Raw genomic sequence first — 15,591 nt, forward strand, 5'->3', positions numbered from 1 at the left:
GATGCGCGGGGGACGGACGGCGGCGTGAGCACCCTGCCCGGCGACGCGTCCGTCCCCGCTCGGCTCGATCTGCCGGGCGGGGCGTTCCTCCGCCCGCTCGTGACGAGCGACGCGGATCTGCTGCACCCGGTGATCGGCCAGCGCCGCGGCTGGCTCGCCGCGCTGCTGCCCGAGGGTGACCCGAGCGGCCTGCCCTCCGCGTCGCCGGGTGACGACCTGCGCGCGCTCCGGCTGCTCGAGACCGCCGCGCGCGAGCGGCGCCTCTTCGCCTACCTCCTGGTCGGCGCGGACTGGACGGAGGTCCTCGGTGCCCTGAGCGTCCGGCCTGTCGGCGACGACCGTGCGGAGGCGTCCTGGTGGGTCGTGCCGAGCCTCGTCGGGTCCCGCCTCGAGGAGGAGCTCGACGCCTACGCGCGGCGCTGGCTGCTGCTGCGCTGGCCGTTCGAGCGCGTGGAGACGCCCGACAACCACCCCGAGGAGCCGGCCGCCCTCGCCGGGGCCAACCTGCTCCCGCTGCTCCCCGACACTCCGGCGCGCACCCCGCTGCCCGAGCCGGATCTCGCGGCGGCGGAAGCGCTCTGGGCCGCCTACCGGGCGCACGAGCCGATCGCGCCCGAGGAACTGCCCCTCGTCGAGTCGTTCGGCGACTCGGTCGAGCTCGCCGACGAGCTGCTCGCCCTGGTGCGCCGCGGAGTCAAGACCGCGACGGCCTCGCTCGTCGACGACGAGCCCGTGCCCCGCGTCGGCGACCACTGGATCGTCTGCGACGGCGCCGGTGTCGCGCGCGTCGTGCTGCGGACCGTCGAGATCCGTCTCGGTCCGCTCGACAGCGTGGACGAGGCCTTCGCCTGGGACGAGGGCGAGAACGACCGCTCGCGGGAGTCCTGGCTGGCCGGGCACCGCCGCTACTTCGAGCGCGAGTCGCCGGGCGGCGTCGGCACCGTCGTCTTCGAGCGCTTCCGCCTCGTCTGGCCGGAGGAGGACGCGCGGGCCGCCGCCGGCTTCACCCGGCGGATCGCCTCCGAGCGGCCGGGCGGCACCCCCTAGCCCGGTTCGGGGGGTTCCCCTGATGCTCCACTCAGCGGCCCTGCGCCAGAGTGGAGGCATGGCTACTCTCGTGCGCCCCCGTCGGGGCAAGATCATCGCCGGCGTCTGCGCCGGCCTCGCAAACCGCTTCGGCTGGAGCCCCTTCCTGGTCCGGCTGCTCTTCGTGCTCTCCTGCCTGCTCCCCGGGCCGCAGATCATCGCCTACCTCGTGATGTGGGTGGTCGTCCCGAAGCAGAAGTGATCCCGGCGCTCCTCCGCCCGTCCGCCTCCCTCGGGAGCGGCGGCGGGGGAGCGTCTCTCTTCGCGTGGTGAACGTTCACGGCGACGTTCCGCGCCACGCTTGACCCGGCCCCTCGTGCCGCTCTAGCGTGGTGCGTGAACGTTCACGTCGACGACGCCGCGAAAGGGCCACGCATGACCGACTCCACCCCGACCACCGCCACCGCACCCGGCTGGGCGGTGCTCGGCCCCGGCAGCATCGCGCGCCGGTTCCTCTCCCAGCTCCCGGCGAGCAGCCGCGGAGCCCGACTCGTCGCGGCGGGCAGCTCCGGCCAGGGGCGCGCCGCGGCCTTCGCCGCCGAAGCGGTCGAGCACGGCTTCCCGGACGCGACCGCGGGCGACTACGCCGCGGTCCTCGCCGATCCGCAGGTCACCGCGGTCTACATCTCCACCGTGCACACCGGCCACGCGGCGCTCGTCCTCCAGGCGCTCGAGGCAGGCAAGGCCGTGCTCTGCGAGAAGCCGCTCGCCGTCAACCACGGCACCGCGATGGCCCTCGTCGACGCCGCCCGCAGCGCCGGGCTCCCGCTCGTCGAGGCGTACATGTACCGCTTCCACCCGCAGACCGCCGCGCTGCTCGAGCTCGTCCGCGACGGCGTGATCGGCGACGTCGTGCACATCGACGCCTCCTTCTCCTTCCGCACCGGGTCCCGCGAGGGCCGCCTCTACGACCTCGCGACGGCCGGCGGCGGCATCCTCGACGTCGGCGGCTACACCGTCACCGCCGCGGCGGCCGTGGTCCAGGCCGCGACCGGCGTCGCCGTCGCCGAGCCCGTCGAGTTCGACGCGCAGGGCACGCTCGGCCCGACCGGCGTCGACGAGTGGAGCATCGCCCGCGCGACCTACCGCGGCGGCATCACCGCGACCCTCCGCACCGGAGTGGCGCTGGACGACGTGAACGCCCTGACCGTCCACGGCACCCGCGGCCGTCTGCACGTGGCCGACCCGTGGTTCGGCGCCGCGGAGACGGGCATCGAGATCAGCGTCGTGGGCGAGGAGCCCCGCCTCGTGGTCTTCGAGGGGGAGAGCCCCTACGCGCTCGAGGCGGACGCGACGACCGACGCCCTCGCCGCCGGCGCCGTCGAGGTGCCGCAGATGACCCTCGACGAGACGCTCGCGACCGCCCGCACGCTCGACCGCTGGCGCGCCGCGGTCGGCCTGCGCTTCCCGTTCGAGGCCGAGACCGCGGACATCCCGACCGTCTCCGGCCGTCCGCTGCGCGTCGCCGCGGACGCGCCGATGCTCTCCGGCGAGATCCCGGGCGTCGGCAAGCGGATGTCGCGGCTCGTGATGGGCGTCGACAACCAGCCCGACCTCGCGCACGCCTCGGCGATCTTCGACGCCTTCGTCGAGCAGGGCGGCACCGCCTTCGACACCGGCTACATCTACGGCGGCGGCGTGCTCGAGGGCCGCCTCGGCCAGTGGATCCGGAACCGCGGCATCCGCGAGGACGTCGTCGTGATCACCAAGGGCGCGCACACCCCGTACTGCGATCCGGAGTCGCTCACCCGGCAGCTGCTCGAGAGCCTCGAGCGCCAGGGCACCGACTACGCCGACATCTACCTGATGCACCGCGACAACCTCGAGGTGCCGGTGGGCGAGTTCGTCGACGTGATGGACGAGCACCAGCGCGCCGGGCGGATCCGCGCCTACGGCGTCTCGAACTGGACGCCCGCGCGCTTCGACGAGGCCCAGGAGTACGCCCGGGCCAACGGCCGGGCCGGCTTCCAGGCGCTGAGCAACCACTTCGGCCTGGCCGAGGCGTACGACGTGCCGTGGGACGGCTGCGTGCACGTCACCGACCGGGCCTCGAAGGAGTGGCTGGTCGAGCGGCAGGTCCCGCTGCTGCCGTGGTCCTCGCAGGCCCGCGGCTTCTTCACCGGCCGCGCCCGCCCGGACGACACCAGCGACGCCGAGCTGGTGCGCTGCTACTACGGGCCGGACAACTTCGAGCGGCTCCGCCGGGCCGAGCAGCTGGCGGCCGAGCACGGCGTCGGAGCGACGGCGATCGCCCTGGCTTACGTGCTCGCGCAGCCGTTCCCGACCTTCCCGCTCTTCGGACCGCGCACGATCACCGAGCTGCGCTCGTCGATGCGCGGACTGTCGATCGAGCTGACTCCGGAGCAGACGGCGTGGCTCGACCTCCGCGCCTGAGCGGTGCCGAGGCCGGCGGCCGCGCGACGATCCACGACGTCGCCGCGGCCGCCGGGGTCTCCCGCCAGACCGTCACCCGGGCGATGAACGGCATGCCGGGCATCAGCGAGGAGACGAAGCAGCGGGTCCTCGAGGCGGCGGAGCAGCTGTCCTACCGGCCGTCGCGCTTCGGCCGCGGCCTGGTGACGGGTGGCGAGCACCAGCTCGGGCTCGTCGTCGACGACCTGCGGAACCCGTGGTCGCCGGAGCTCGCCTCCGCCGTCGTCCGGGTCGCCGCGGCGCGGGGCTGGAACGTGTCGCTCGCGGACGTCGGCCTCGCCGCCGACTCCGATCGGATGATCCAGGCGCTCGGCGCGCAGACCGACGCGGTGATCGGCACCTTCGGCGATCGGGCTGCCGAGTGGATCGAGCGGCTCGGCTCCGTCCCCGTGGTCGAGCTCGACCCCACCGGTGATCCGCTGCGGGCCGCGGTCGTGCTCGACCACTCCGACGCGGTCGAGGCGCTGGCCGAGCACCTGGCCGGAGTGGGCGTGCGGCGTCCGGTGATCGTCGACGTCTCGGGGGACGCGCGGCCGAGCAGGCGTGCGGAGTTGCTGCTGCGCGCGTTCGCCGCGCACGAGCTGGAGCCCTCCCTCGTGCGCGCCGACGGCCCGACCGCCCAGGCCGCGGCGGAGGCGACCGAGCGGATCGTCGCCCGGCCGCGGGTCGCCGATGCGATCGTCGCGTTCAACGACCTCTGCGCGCTCGGCGTGCTCTCCGCCTGTCGTCGAGCCGGGGTCGACGTCCCCGGCGACGTCCGGGTGGTCGGCATCGACGGCCTCTCGATCGGACGGCTGCTCGCGCCGACGCTGACCACCCTCGCCGTCGACCTCGACGAGCTCGCCCGGCACGCCCTCGACCTCGCCGTCGCCATGATCGCCGGCGAGCTCCCGAAGGGCGGCCCGTCGGTGCAGCGCACCGTCCGCCACCAGCTCGTCCTCCGCGAGTCCGCCTGACCCCCCGCGCGGAGGAGGACTCGCGCCCCGTGCACCGCTCCCCGAAGAGGACTCGCGTGCCGCGAGCTGCGCCCTCATGTTGGTCGAGTAGCCCCGGAGGGGCATATCGAGACCCAGCGTCGCCCGGGGGTGGGTCTGCAGACCTCGCCTGCTGACGCTGGTGGATCTCGATACGCCCGCTGCGCGGCCTACTCGATCAGCATGGTTCCTGACGTCGAGCTCGCGTTCAAGCTGGTCGAGTAGCCCCGGAGGGGCGTATCGAGACCCGCGCTCGCTCGCGGTCCTCCGCGCTGGGCTCGCTCTGAGTGAACCCTCAGCGATCCCTGCGGAGGGAGGCATAGCGTTGCGCTGTGCGTGCGCATCCTGCCGCGCCGAGGAGGAGATCATGGGATTCCTGGACCGACTGCTGGGCCGCGAAGAGCGACCCGAGGAGCGCCGCCCCGCCGTGGGCTACCCGGCCCCTGCGGCCGCGGAGCGCCGCGCCGACGCCCCGTCCTACGGCACCCCGCCCGCGCAGTCCGCGCGCAGCAAGGACGAGATCGCGATCGAGCGCTACCGCTACCTCCTCCGGACCGCGCCGCCCGAGGCGATCGAGCAGGTGCACCGCGAGGCGTTCGAGCAGCTCACGCCCGAGCAGCGCCAGCAGGTCTTCCGCGAGCTCAGCGAGGGCGCGCCCGCGGGCGACGCCCCGCGCGCGGACGACGCGCAGTCGCTCGCCCAGTCCGCGACCCGCAGCGAGCTGCGCCAGCCCGGCTTCATGGAGCGGCGCTTCGCCGGTGGCGGCGCCGGCGGCATGGGCTTCGGCGGCGTTCTCGCCTCGTCGATGCTCGGCACCATCGCCGGCTTCGTGATCGGCTCCGCCATCGCCGACGCGTTCATCCCCGACGGGGTCGGCGAGTCGGTCCAGGCCGAGGGCGCCGACGGTGGAGACGGCGGAGACGCGGGAGCGGACGGCGGCGACGCCGGTGCCGGCGACGCAGGAGGCGACTACGGCGGGGGCGACTTCGGCGGCGGCGGCGACTTCGGCGGCGGCGACTTCGGCGGAGGCTTCGACTTCTGACCCCCGCGAGTCCTGAGGTCGGCGGGGAACCGCCCGGCCTCAGGACTCGTCGAGCAGCAGTGCCTTCACCTCGCGGCGCAGCACCTTCCCGATCATGCTCCGGGGCAGCTCGTCGACGACGACGATGCGCTTGGGCACCTTGTAGGGCGTGAGTGCCTCGCGGACGGTGCGGTGCGCCTCCTCCTGATCGAGGTGGGCGCCCGGCTCGAGCACGACCGCGGCGGCGACCTGCTCGCCGCTCCGGGCGTCCGGCAGGCCGACGACGGCCACATCGCGGACGGCGGGCAGCCGGCGGAGCACCTCCTCGACCTCCGACGGCGAGACGTTGAAGCCGCCGGTGATGATCAGCTCCTTGATCCGGTCGACGATGGTGACGAAGCCGTCCTCGTCGATCGTCGCGATGTCGCCGGTGCGGAACCAGCCCTCGGCGGTGAACACGGCCGCGGTCTCGTCGGGCTTGCGGTGGTAGCCGCGGAACACCTGCGGGCCGCGGACGACGAGCTCGCCCTGGCCGCCGGCCTCGACCTCGGTCTCCGGGTCCTCCGGATCGACGATCCGCACGTCCGTCCCCGGCAGCGGCAGCCCCACGGTGCCGGCCCGGCGCGCGGTGCTGACCGGGTTCGCCATCAGCACCGGCGAGGTCTCCGACAGCCCGTAGCCCTCGACGAGCGTGCCGCCGGTCAGCGCCTCGAACGACTCGACCAGGTCCGGGTCGAGCGGCATCGCGCCCGAGATCGCGATCTCGATGCCCTGCAGCGAGACGCCCTTCTCCTTCGCACGGAGGGCGAGCCGCTCGGCGATCGGCGGGACCGCGGGCAGGAACGTCGCCGGGTGCTTCCGGACGACCTTGAGGACGAGGTCCGGATCGAACTTGGGGAACAGCACGAGACGTGCGCCCATGCTCATCGCGAAGGTGAGGCAGAGGGTCAGCCCGTAGGCGTGGAACATCGGCAGGACCGCGTAGACGACGCAGTCGCCGCGGCGCACCGTCGGCACCCACGCGCGGGACTGCGCGGCATTGGCCGTGAGGTTGAGGTGCGTCAGCTCGGCGCCCTTCGGGGTGCCGGTCGTGCCGCTGGTGTATTGGATGACCGCGAGGTCCTCCGCCGTCGGCCGCGGGTGCGCCGGGTCGAGCCGGCGGCGCAGCAACGAGTCCCACTCGATCGCGCCGCGGACCTTCCCGGTCAGCGCGGCGCGCGACTCGCGGGCCTTGCGGATCGGCAGCCGGAGCGCCGCGCGCATCGGCGCGGGCATCGCCCGGGTCAGGTCGACGGAGACGATCGTCTCGACGCCGAGGTCCTCGGGGAGGTCCTGGACGAGCGGCACCACGCGGTCCCAGGCGATCGCGACCCGCGCGCCGTGGTCCTCGAACTGATGCCGCAGCTCGCGCGGCGTGTAGAGCGGGTTGTGCTCGACGACGACCGCGCCGAGACGCAGGACCGCGTAGAAGGCGACCACGTGCTGCGGGCAGTTCGGCAGGATCAGAGCGACCGAGTCGCCGGACCGCACGCCGAGCCGGCGCAGGCCCTCCGCGGCCCTCTCCACGTCGTCCGCGAGCTGGGCGTAGCTGGTCGAGCGGCCGAAGAACTCGAGCGCGACCTGATGCGGGTAGAGCCGCGCGGACTCGGTGACGATGTCGACGAGCGAGCCGGCCGGGAGCTCCAGCTCCTCCGGCACTCCCTCGGCGTAGCTGCGGATCCAGGGGCGGGGCGGGTGAGTGCTCACCCGCCCCACTCTAGGTGCAGGGCTCCCGGCGCCCGACGGGCGGTGAGCGCTCAGGCGCCCTTCGCGACCGCGTCCTCGATGGCGACGTCGCCCGAGACGATCTCCCAGGTCCTTCCGATCGAGGAGGGATCGGCGAGCACCGCGATCACAGTGGCGGCGACGTCCTCGCGCGGGATGCTGCCCCGCTCGACGCTCTCGCCGAGCTCGATCCGGCCGGTGCCCTCGTCGTTGGTCAGACCGCCCGGGCGGAGGATCGTCCAGTCGAGGTCGGTGCTGCGCAGCGCCGAGTCGGCGTCGCGCTTGGCCTCGACGTAGGCGCGCCAGCCCTCCTCGGTGTCGTCGTCGAGCGGGGCGTCGACGCCGATCGCGCTGATCTGCACGAAGCGGCGGATGCCGGCGATCGCGGCCGCCTCCTGGCTGAGGACGGAGGCGCCGAGGTCGACGGTGCGCTTGCGCTCGGGACCCGAGTCGGGCCCGGCGCCGGCGGTGAAGACCAGGGCGTCGACGCCCTCCAGTCGCCCGGCGAAGTCCTCGGCGGTCGAGTGCTCGAGGTCGTGGACGAGCGGCTCGCCGCCGAGGCGGACGATGTCCTCCGAGTGGTCGGGGTTGCGGACGACTCCGACCGCTTCGTGTCCGGCGTCGTAGAGCAGATGGAGGATCTGCTGGCCGACCTTGCCGTGTGCTCCGATGACGGCGACGCGTGTCATGGGTGTCCCTTCCTCGTCGGGGCGCTGGGCCCCTGGTGCCGTCCGCGCGGTGGGCGCGGACCTCCCCATCCTGCCGTCGGCAGCCTGGGGTCGTTCTCAGGTGGTGCGGCTCGTGCGGCGCCGCTCAGGTGCCGCGGCTCACGCGGCGAGGCGGTCGTCGCGGCCGGTGACCGCCAGCAGTCGGCTCTGCAGCGGCGCGGTGGCGTCGATCGGCACGGGCGCCGCGAACAGCCCGCTCGCGCGCAGCGTCTCCTCCTGCGGGGCGAAGAGCTCCCACACGGCGGCGATGAGGCCCTCCTCCATCGCCTCCTCGCTGCCGGTGGCCCGCGCGAGGTCCCAGGTGTGCACGGTGATGTCGGCGACCTGCTCCTGCAGCAGCTCCAGCGCGGTGACGGTGTCGCGGCCGAGGCGGAGCTCCGCGGCGGGGTCGATCTCGCGGGACACGGCGCGCAGCAGGGTCGTGACCCGGGTCCACTCGCTCCGCAGATCGGCGGCGACGGGCTCGAGCCGGATCGGCGACTCGTCGCCGCCGGAGAGCAGCGTGTGCGCCCGCTGCTGCTCGCGGACGACGTGCAGAACGAGCGCGCGCGTGTCCCACTCGGTGTCGGGGGTCGGCGCCGTCCAGTCGACCACCGCGTCGAGGCGTACCTCGAACGCGGCGTGCGCGCGGGCCTGCAGGTCGAGCCAGAGGCTCAGGTCGGAGTCGGGGGAGGCGGGCTCGTGCTCGTGCGTCATGTCTTCTCCGATGGAGTGATCGTGGGTGCTCGGGTCAACCGCCTGAGCGGCGCCGCCATTCCCACCGGGGCGGGTCCGCGCGAGGGCGGCCCGGTGTCGGTGGTGCGTGCGACCATGATCCTCGGAAGCACCGCCGTCAGGGGAGCGGTGCGCCATTCGAGCAGGGCGGAACGTGAGCAAGCAGGACGGCAGCGGGCGGCAGGTCACCACCGAGCCCTTCGACGACCCGCGCGCGAGCATCCTGCACGTCGACATGGACGCGTTCTTCGCCTCCGTCGAGCTGCTCGAGCACCCGGAGCTGCGCGGCAAGCCGGTCGTCGTCGGGCACATCGGCTCGCGCTCGGTGGTCACCGCCGCCACCTACGAGGCGCGCAAGTACGGCATCAACTCGGCCATGCCGATGGCCGTCGCCCTCCGCCGCTGCCCGCACGCGATCATCCTCGAGCCGCACATGGACCGCTACCGCGAAGCCTCGCGCCGGGTGATGGCGATCTTCGACTCCTTCACCCCGCTCGTCGAGCGGCTCAGCATCGACGAGGCGTTCCTCGACGTCGCCGGCGCGCGGCGGATCTCCGGTTCGCCCTGGGCCATCGGCACCGAGATCCGCCGGAGGGTGCACGACGAGCTCGGTCTCACCTGCTCCGTCGGCATCGCCAGCACCAAGTTCGTCGCCAAGCTCGCCTCCGGCCGCTCCAAGCCCGACGGCCTGCTCGTCGTGCCGTCCGACGGGGTGCAGGCCTTCCTCGACCCGCTGCCGGTGAGCGCGCTCTGGGGCGTCGGCGCCAGCACGGAGGAGGCGCTGGTGCGCCGGGGCCTGCGGACCGTCGCCGATGTGGCGACCACGCCGCTCGCCTCCCTCGTCTCGGCTCTCGGCGAGGCCACCGGGCGCCGCCTGCACGCGCTGTCCAACGGCGTCGATCCTCGCCCGGTCGACACCCGGCAGATCGAGAAGAGCGCCGGCCACGAGATCACCTTCGCGGACGACGTCGCCGACCCCGAGCTGGTCCGCCGCGAGCTGTTGCGCCTCTGCGACAAGGTCGCCGTGCGGATGCGCCGCTCCGGCGTGCGCTGCCGCACGGTCGCCGTCAAGGTCCGCTTCGGCGACTTCAGCACACTGACGCGCTCGCGGACGCTGCCCGAGGCGACGGACGTGGCGCGCGTGCTCTACGACGCGTCGTCCGCGCTGCTCGAGGCGGCCAACCCGTTGCGCCGGCCCGTGCGCCTGATCGGCGTCCGCGGCGAGCAGCTCGTCGAGGGCGACGACGTCGCCTTCTCGCTCTGGAGCGACTCGGACGACTGGCGCGACGCCGAGCTCGCGGTCGACGGCGTCTCGGCGCGCTTCGGCACCGGCGCCGTCCGGCCGGCCTCGCTGCTCTCGCGCTCCGCTCCGGAGTCGGCCAAGGGCATCGACATCAGCGACACCCTCGCTACGCGGAACCGATCGTCAGACTGATCGGCCGGTGGTCCGAGCCGTTCGGCGGCAGGACCTCGAGGGTCGCGGCGGGCACCCCGTCCGCCAGAGCGTGATCGAGCGAGACCAGCGGCAGCAGAGCCGGCCAGGTCGCCGGGAAGCCGATGCCGGACGTGCGGACCAGCGCCGCCTGGTCGAGGACCGGTGCGAGCAGGTGGTCGTCGGTCGCGGTGTTGAAGTCGCCGACCACGAGCGTGCGGTCCGACGCGTCGTCCGCGAGCGTCGAGGCGAGGCCGCCCAGCATCGTATCGCGCTCGGCGTGATCGCCGAGGCGGAACGAGGCGAGGTGCACCACGAAGAGCCGCGTCGCCCCGAGCGGGGTGTCGACGTCGACCGCGAGGGCGCGGTTCCAGTCCAGGCCGAGGTCGAGCGGCTCGCCGTTCGAGAGCTCGGTGCGGCTCCACAGCCCGACGGTGCCGACCACGTACGAGTGCGGGTACGCGTCCGAGAGCTCCGCGTCGACCGCCTCGCGATCCTCGCCGGCCAGCTCCTGGAAGGCGAGCACGTCCGGCTCCCTCGCCGCCAGCTCCGCCGCCAGCGCTCCGGCGTCGTCGCCGGTGCCGAGGTTCTGGCTGATCACGGTGAACGATCCGGAGCGGACCGCCGGTGCGGGGAGCGCCACCGGGAGCACGAGCACGCCGTAGACCATCACGAGCACGGTCACCGCTGCTCCGGCACCGCGCGAGCGCAGGGCGACCGCGGCGGCCACGAGGAGGAGCACCGCGAGTCCGGACCACGGGATCGCGGTCTCGACCACCGACAGCCAGCCGGCCGCGTCCCACAGCACGCGGTGGAAGGCGAGGAACGCCGCCAGCAGCAGGCTCGCGACCGCGACGGTCGCGGCGCGACCTGGTCGGCGGCGGCGCGGGCGGGACGGCATCCGACGATCATCGCAGCAGACCTCGGGGAGGAGGTGGGGGAGTCCTGTGCGCGCCGGTGCGCCGCTTGTCGCCCGTTCGGCCCGCGGAGTAGCGTCGGGCCATGCCCAACATCGCTGTCTCCCTGGCCGACAAAGTGACCTCCGCGGGTGCCGCGACGAGCTACGGAGACCCGATCGAGGTCGACGGCGTCTCGCTCGTCCCTGTCTCGCTCCGCTGGTTCGGCTTCGGCGGCGGCAGCGGCTCCGAGGACGGCCAGGAGGGCGGCGGAGGAGGCGGCGGCGGTGCCGTGGTGCCGATCGGCGCCTACATCAAGGACGACCTGGGACTGCGCTTCCAGCCGAACATCGTCTCGGTGCTCGCCGTCGGCGTCCCGCTGGTCTGGGTCTCCGGCAAGGCGCTCGCGCGGATCATCCGCGCGCTCAAGAAGTAGCCGCTCCGGCGCGCGGCCTCAGCGCTGGGGCCGCGCCGAGAACCACGTCTTCTTCGTCCGGCCGAAGCCGACGATCAGCCGCTCGGCGTCGTTCGGCCGCCGCGGGTCGTAGATGACCGCGACCGGCTCGCCCGCCATCCAGGCGTCACCCCGGCGCTGCGGGGTCTTCACCAGGTGCCGCTCCTCGCCGTCGACGAGGCGGTAGGCGACGAGCAGTCGACCGAGATCGCGCGCCGCCGAGGCGTCTCCGCGGGCCGGATCCTGGGCGACCACCCGACCGGACACCCGCGTGCCGTAGCTGAGCAGCTCACGGCGGATCCGGAAGCGGCGCCGCCAGAGCAGCACCTGCAGGAGCACCACGAGGACCGCGGCGAGGACGAGCACCACCGACCACGACATGCTGTCTATGATTGCTGACGAACACGGGAGTCCGGTGCACCGGGCTGAGAGGAAGGCAGCAGCCTTCGACCGTCGAACCTGATCTGGGTCATGCCAGCGAAGGAACGTTTCGATCTCCTCTTCTTCGACCCGTGCCCCGTTTCGCTTCCACGAAAGGGCACGTCAGTGCAGAACACACCAGCGCAGAACAACGCAGCGCAGAACTCAGCAGCGCAGAACACCTCCGCGCAGAAGTCAGCAGCGCAGAAGTCCACCCCCTCCTCAGCCGGCCGTCCCCGGGACCTCCGCTGGCGGGTCGTCGACATCGTCGTGGCCAGCGTCGTGGCCGTCGCCGCCGGCATCGTCTTCTGGGCGTGGGGCATCGCGACCAACGTCCTCGGCGTCGCCTTCGAGTTCCTCCCCGGCCTCGGCGGCCTCCTCGGCGGCGGCTGGCTCTTCGCCGGCGTGCTCGGCGGACTGATCATCCGCAAGCCCGGCGCGGCGCTCTATACGGAGCTGCTCGCGGCGGTCGTCTCGGCGCTGATCGGCACGCAGTGGGGCTTCGCCGTCCTGCTCTCCGGCCTCGTCCAGGGCCTCGGCGCCGAGATCGTGCTCGCCCTCTTCCTCTACCGCAGCGGACGCCCGCTCGTGGCGATGCTCGCCGGAGCGGGCGCGGGCCTCGCCCTCGCCGTCAACGACCTGCTGGTCTACTACCCCGCCGTCGACGACCTGTTCCGCACGGTCTACGTCGTGTCGTCGCTCGTGTCCGGCGCCGTCCTCGCCGGGCTCCTGCCCTGGTTCGCGGTGCGCGGCCTCGCCGCCTCCGGAGCGCTGGACCGCTTCGTCTCCGGCCGGGAGGGCCGCGTGGTCGAGGGGGCGGGCGCGGGCGCTCGATGAGCGGCGCGTCGATCCGGGCCCGCGGCTGGAGCTGGCGGCACGCGGGCCGGTCGAGCGCGGCCGTCACCGGGCTCGACCTCGAGGTGCAGCCGGGCGAGCGCGTCCTGCTCCTCGGTCCGTCCGGCGCGGGCAAGAGCACGCTGCTGCACGCGCTGGCCGGGGTGCTCGGCGGCGAGGAGGACGGCGCGGACGAGGGCGAGCTGAGCATCGACGGCGCCTCGCCGGCGGAGCGCCGCGGCGTGGCCGGTCTCGTCCTCCAGGACCCGGACACCCAGGCCGTGCTGGCCCGCGTCGGCGACGACGTCGGCTTCGCCTGCGAGAACCTCGGTGTGCCGCGCGGGGAGATCCCGGCGCGGGTTCGGCGCGCGCTCGACGACGTCGGTCTCGACGTCGCCCTCGACCGATCGACCTCCGCGCTCTCGGGCGGGCAGAAGCAGCGGCTCGCCCTCGCCGGCGTCCTCGCGATGCAGCCCCGCCTCCTGCTGCTCGACGAGCCGACCGCGAACCTCGATCCGCGCGGGGTCGAGGAGGTGCGCTCCGCGGTCGAGCGGACCACGGCGCGCTCCGGCGCCACCCTGATCGTCGTCGAGCACCGCGTCGACGTCTGGATCGACCTCGTCGACCGGATCGTCGTGCTCGGCGCCGACGGCACGGTCGTCGCGGACGGCGAGCCGCGTCCCGTGATCGAGCGCGCCCGCGGTGTCCTCGTGGCAGCGGGTGTCTGGCTCCCCGGTGAGCACCCGGAGCGGCGCGTCGAGTCACCGGCACCCGCGTCGACCGCCCTCACCGCCGCCGCGCTCGATCTCGCCCGCCCCGTGTTCGGCCGGCGCACGCCGCCCCTCATCGCGACGGGCCTCGACCTGACGATCGACGCCGGACGGGTGACCGCCGTGCTGGGCCCGAACGGCGCGGGCAAGTCCACGCTCGCCCTGACGCTCGCCGGTCTCCTCCCGCCGGCAGGGGGCGAGGTCGTGGCCTCGTCGGCCGTGCGCGACGGAGCGTCTCCGCACCCGCACCGCTGGAGCTCGCGGCAGCTCGCCGACCGGGTCGCGATGGTGTTCCAGGAGCCGGAGCACCAGTTCCTCACGGCGCGGGTCCGCCAGGAGCTGCACCTCGGCGCACGCGACGAGGCGGAGCGGCGCCGCGCCGACGAGCTGCTCGAGCGGCTCGGCCTCGCCCACCTCGCCGAGGCGAACCCGTTCACCCTCTCCGGCGGTGAGAAGCGGCGGCTCACCGTCGCCTCGGCGCTGGTCCGGCGTCCCGCCGTCGTCGTGCTCGACGAGCCGACCTTCGGGCAGGACCGGCGGACCTGGGACGTGGTCGTCGATCTCCTGGCCGAGCTGCGCGCGGACGGCCGCGCGGTGCTCGCCGTCACCCACGACGAGCACCTGGTGTCCGCCCTCGCCGACGCCGTGGTGCGCCTCGGCGAGCCGACGGCGGTGACCGGATGACGCTCCTGGACGCGATCCCGGCCCGCGGCCGCATCGCCCGTGCCAACCCCGTCGCGAAGCTCGTCGCGAGCCTCGTCATCGCCGTCGTCCTGATCCTGACGGTCGACGTCGTGTCCGCGGCGACCGCGCTCGCGCTCGAGCTGCTCGTGCTGCCCTTCGTCGGGCTGCGTCCCGGCGACCTGGTGCGCCGTACTGCTCCGGTCTGGATCGCGGCGCCGCTCGCGGGCATCACGACCGTGCTCTACGGGCGTGACAGCGGCGCCGTGCTGGGGCAGTTCCTCTTCGTCTCCGTCACGGAGGGCTCCGTCGCCCTCGGCGCCGCGATCGCCCTGCGCGTGCTCGCCATCGGCCTGCCGAGCGTCGTGCTGATCGCGACGACCGATCCGACCGATCTCGCGGACGGGCTCGCGCAGATCCTCCGGCTCCCGGCGCGCTTCGTCCTCGGCGGCCTCGCCGGGATGCGGCTCGTCGGCCTGCTCACCGACGACTGGCGCACCCTCGCGATGGCCCGCCGCGCGCGCGGCGTGGCCGATGGCCGTGGGCCGATCGCGGCGCTCAAGAGCCTCGGCGCCCGCAGCTTCTCTCTGCTGGTGCTGGCGATCCGGCGCGGCAGCCGACTCGCCACCGCGATGGAGGCGAAGGGCTTCGGCTCGGACACCCCGCGGACCTGGGCGCGGGAGTCGCGCCTGGGCGCGTTCGACGGGCTGCTGATGCTGGGCGGCGCGGCGATCGCGGCGGTCGCGGTCACCGCGGCCGTGCTGACCGGCGCCTGGAGCTTCGTGCTGAATGGTTGACCCGCAGCACCTCACCGGGGCGACCGCGCGGACGCTCGTCGCCGGCCTCGTCGCCCGCCGCGCGCGCACGGTGCTGCTCGACGGCCCGAGCGGCTCGGGGAAGTCGACGTTCGCGCTGGCGCTGCTGGCGGAGCTGCGGCGGTCCGCCCGCGCTCCCGCGGCCGCGCTCGTGCGGATGGACGACGTCTACCCCGGCTGGTCAGGCCTGGACCGCTCGGTCGCGATCGCGGCGGACCGGATCGTCCGGCCGCACGCGCTCGGGCTCGGCGCGCGCTGGCAGGCCTGGAACTGGGCGGCCGACACGACCGCTGGCCCGCGCACCGCCGAGGGACCGCTCCTCCTGCTCGAGGGTTGCGGCGCCGCGGGGGAGCGGAGCCGGCGCTTCGCCGACCTCACCGTCTGGATCGAGGCGGACGAGGCGCAGCGGAAGCAGCGCGCGCTCGCCCGCGACGGCGCGCTCTTCGAGCCGCATTGGGACTCCTGGGACGAGCAGTTCCGGCGCTACTGCGCACGCGAGCGTCCCCGCGAGGGCGCCGACCTGGTGCTCGACTCGAGCGACCCGGAGGCCATCGCTCCAGGTTGACGGG

16 protein-coding genes and 1 riboswitch are annotated in these 15,591 nt (G+C 74.1%); of the genes, 11 read left to right on the forward strand and 5 right to left on the reverse strand.

Features of this window, described 5'->3' with window-relative positions; translation table 11 throughout:
- Positions 1-24 precede the first annotated feature (24 nt).
- The 5 genes from C1I64_RS20815 (at position 25) to C1I64_RS05160 (ending at position 5,535) form a co-directional block, all read left to right on the forward strand.
- A complete protein-coding gene (locus C1I64_RS20815; protein ID WP_341867816.1) occupies positions 25-1,047 on the forward strand; it encodes an ASCH domain-containing protein in 1,023 nt (340 codons plus the stop codon).
- Between the two features lie 58 nt (positions 1,048-1,105).
- Positions 1,106-1,288 (forward strand): PspC domain-containing protein, encoded by a 183-nt coding sequence (locus tag C1I64_RS05145; protein WP_123445760.1) that lies wholly within the window; start codon positions 1,106-1,108, stop codon positions 1,286-1,288.
- 173 nt (positions 1,289-1,461) lie between these two features.
- Positions 1,462-3,480 carry an aldo/keto reductase gene (locus tag C1I64_RS05150; protein ID WP_127886433.1) on the forward strand — a complete coding sequence of 673 codons (2,019 nt, stop codon included), beginning with the start codon at positions 1,462-1,464 and terminating at the stop codon, positions 3,478-3,480.
- Positions 3,459-4,475 (forward strand): LacI family DNA-binding transcriptional regulator, encoded by a 1,017-nt coding sequence (locus C1I64_RS05155; protein WP_123445762.1) that lies wholly within the window; start codon positions 3,459-3,461, stop codon positions 4,473-4,475. Before C1I64_RS05150 ends, C1I64_RS05155 begins: the two co-directional genes overlap by 22 nt.
- Positions 4,476-4,860: 385 nt before the next feature.
- Positions 4,861-5,535 carry a hypothetical protein gene (locus tag C1I64_RS05160; RefSeq protein ID WP_127886434.1) on the forward strand — a complete coding sequence of 225 codons (675 nt, stop codon included), beginning with the start codon at positions 4,861-4,863 and terminating at the stop codon, positions 5,533-5,535.
- A 39-nt stretch (positions 5,536-5,574) separates the two neighbouring features.
- On the opposite strand, the gene C1I64_RS05165 is transcribed toward C1I64_RS05160, so the two are convergent.
- The 3 genes from C1I64_RS05165 to C1I64_RS05175 all read right to left on the reverse strand — a co-directional run bounded on the left by C1I64_RS05165 (position 5,575) and on the right by C1I64_RS05175 (position 8,702).
- Entirely contained in the window at positions 5,575-7,260 is a 1,686-nt protein-coding gene (locus tag C1I64_RS05165) for a long-chain-fatty-acid--CoA ligase (protein ID WP_127886435.1), read from the reverse strand.
- 50 nt (positions 7,261-7,310) lie between these two features.
- Positions 7,311-7,967: an SDR family oxidoreductase gene (locus C1I64_RS05170; RefSeq protein ID WP_127886436.1), complete on the reverse strand. Its 657-nt coding sequence runs from the start codon at positions 7,965-7,967 to the stop codon at positions 7,311-7,313.
- Positions 7,968-8,105: 138 nt separating this feature from the next.
- Entirely contained in the window at positions 8,106-8,702 is a 597-nt protein-coding gene (locus tag C1I64_RS05175) for a TIGR03086 family metal-binding protein (RefSeq protein WP_127886437.1), read from the reverse strand.
- Between the two features lie 172 nt (positions 8,703-8,874).
- On the opposite strand from C1I64_RS05175, the gene dinB reads away from it, so the two are divergent.
- Complete coding sequence (gene dinB, locus C1I64_RS05180; RefSeq protein WP_123736887.1) at positions 8,875-10,155, forward strand: DNA polymerase IV; 1,281 nt, start codon at positions 8,875-8,877, stop codon at positions 10,153-10,155.
- On the opposite strand, the gene C1I64_RS05185 is transcribed toward dinB, so the two are convergent.
- Complete coding sequence (locus C1I64_RS05185) at positions 10,130-11,053, reverse strand: endonuclease/exonuclease/phosphatase family protein (RefSeq protein WP_127886438.1); 924 nt, start codon at positions 11,051-11,053, stop codon at positions 10,130-10,132. The two genes, dinB and C1I64_RS05185, sit on opposite strands and share 26 nt — an antisense overlap.
- Before the next feature lie 101 nt (positions 11,054-11,154).
- Between C1I64_RS05185 and C1I64_RS05190 the strand changes: the two genes are divergently transcribed.
- Entirely contained in the window at positions 11,155-11,484 is a 330-nt protein-coding gene (locus C1I64_RS05190) for a hypothetical protein (protein WP_123445768.1), read from the forward strand.
- Between the two features lie 18 nt (positions 11,485-11,502).
- Here C1I64_RS05190 and C1I64_RS05195 read toward each other — a convergent pair whose 3' ends face one another.
- Positions 11,503-11,883, reverse strand: a complete 381-nt coding sequence (locus tag C1I64_RS05195) for a DUF3592 domain-containing protein (protein ID WP_123445769.1) — start codon at positions 11,881-11,883, stop codon at positions 11,503-11,505.
- A 14-nt stretch (positions 11,884-11,897) separates the two neighbouring features.
- Positions 11,898-12,005, forward strand: a riboswitch (TPP riboswitch).
- A 43-nt stretch (positions 12,006-12,048) separates the two neighbouring features.
- Between C1I64_RS05195 and C1I64_RS05200 the strand changes: the two genes are divergently transcribed.
- The 4 genes from C1I64_RS05200 to C1I64_RS05215 are packed head-to-tail and all read left to right on the forward strand — an operon-like array spanning position 12,049 to position 15,587.
- A complete protein-coding gene (locus C1I64_RS05200) occupies positions 12,049-12,759 on the forward strand; it encodes an ECF transporter S component (RefSeq protein ID WP_127886439.1) in 711 nt (236 codons plus the stop codon).
- Positions 12,756-14,210 (forward strand): ABC transporter ATP-binding protein, encoded by a 1,455-nt coding sequence (locus tag C1I64_RS05205; RefSeq protein WP_127886440.1) that lies wholly within the window; start codon positions 12,756-12,758, stop codon positions 14,208-14,210. The genes C1I64_RS05200 and C1I64_RS05205 overlap by 4 nt, the downstream gene beginning before the upstream one ends.
- Positions 14,207-15,004 (forward strand): energy-coupling factor transporter transmembrane component T family protein, encoded by a 798-nt coding sequence (locus C1I64_RS05210; RefSeq protein WP_127886441.1) that lies wholly within the window; start codon positions 14,207-14,209, stop codon positions 15,002-15,004. The genes C1I64_RS05205 and C1I64_RS05210 overlap by 4 nt, the downstream gene beginning before the upstream one ends.
- Positions 14,997-15,587, forward strand: coding sequence for a nucleoside/nucleotide kinase family protein (locus C1I64_RS05215; protein ID WP_127886442.1), 591 nt, complete (start codon positions 14,997-14,999; stop codon positions 15,585-15,587). Before C1I64_RS05210 ends, C1I64_RS05215 begins: the two co-directional genes overlap by 8 nt.
- Positions 15,588-15,591: the final 4 nt, after the last annotated feature.

Origin of the sequence: Rathayibacter festucae DSM 15932, assembly GCF_004011135.1 — a bacterium.
Classification (GTDB): Bacteria; Actinomycetota; Actinomycetes; order Actinomycetales; family Microbacteriaceae; genus Rathayibacter; species Rathayibacter festucae.

Coding starts and splice junctions, on each gene's coding strand:
- C1I64_RS05195 (WP_123445769.1), bottom strand. CDS start 11,883: ATGTCGTGGTCGGTGGTGCTCGTCCTCGCCGCGGTCCTCGTGGTGCTC.
- C1I64_RS05205 (WP_127886440.1), top strand. CDS start 12,756: ATGAGCGGCGCGTCGATCCGGGCCCGCGGCTGGAGCTGGCGGCACGCG.
- C1I64_RS05150 (WP_127886433.1), top strand. CDS start 1,462: ATGACCGACTCCACCCCGACCACCGCCACCGCACCCGGCTGGGCGGTG.
- C1I64_RS05215 (WP_127886442.1), top strand. CDS start 14,997: ATGGTTGACCCGCAGCACCTCACCGGGGCGACCGCGCGGACGCTCGTC.
- C1I64_RS05160 (WP_127886434.1), top strand. CDS start 4,861: ATGGGATTCCTGGACCGACTGCTGGGCCGCGAAGAGCGACCCGAGGAG.
- C1I64_RS05145 (WP_123445760.1), top strand. CDS start 1,106: ATGGCTACTCTCGTGCGCCCCCGTCGGGGCAAGATCATCGCCGGCGTC.
- C1I64_RS05185 (WP_127886438.1), bottom strand. CDS start 11,053: ATGCCGTCCCGCCCGCGCCGCCGCCGACCAGGTCGCGCCGCGACCGTC.
- C1I64_RS05210 (WP_127886441.1), top strand. CDS start 14,207: ATGACGCTCCTGGACGCGATCCCGGCCCGCGGCCGCATCGCCCGTGCC.
- C1I64_RS05170 (WP_127886436.1), bottom strand. CDS start 7,967: ATGACACGCGTCGCCGTCATCGGAGCACACGGCAAGGTCGGCCAGCAG.
- C1I64_RS05190 (WP_123445768.1), top strand. CDS start 11,155: ATGCCCAACATCGCTGTCTCCCTGGCCGACAAAGTGACCTCCGCGGGT.
- C1I64_RS05175 (WP_127886437.1), bottom strand. CDS start 8,702: ATGACGCACGAGCACGAGCCCGCCTCCCCCGACTCCGACCTGAGCCTC.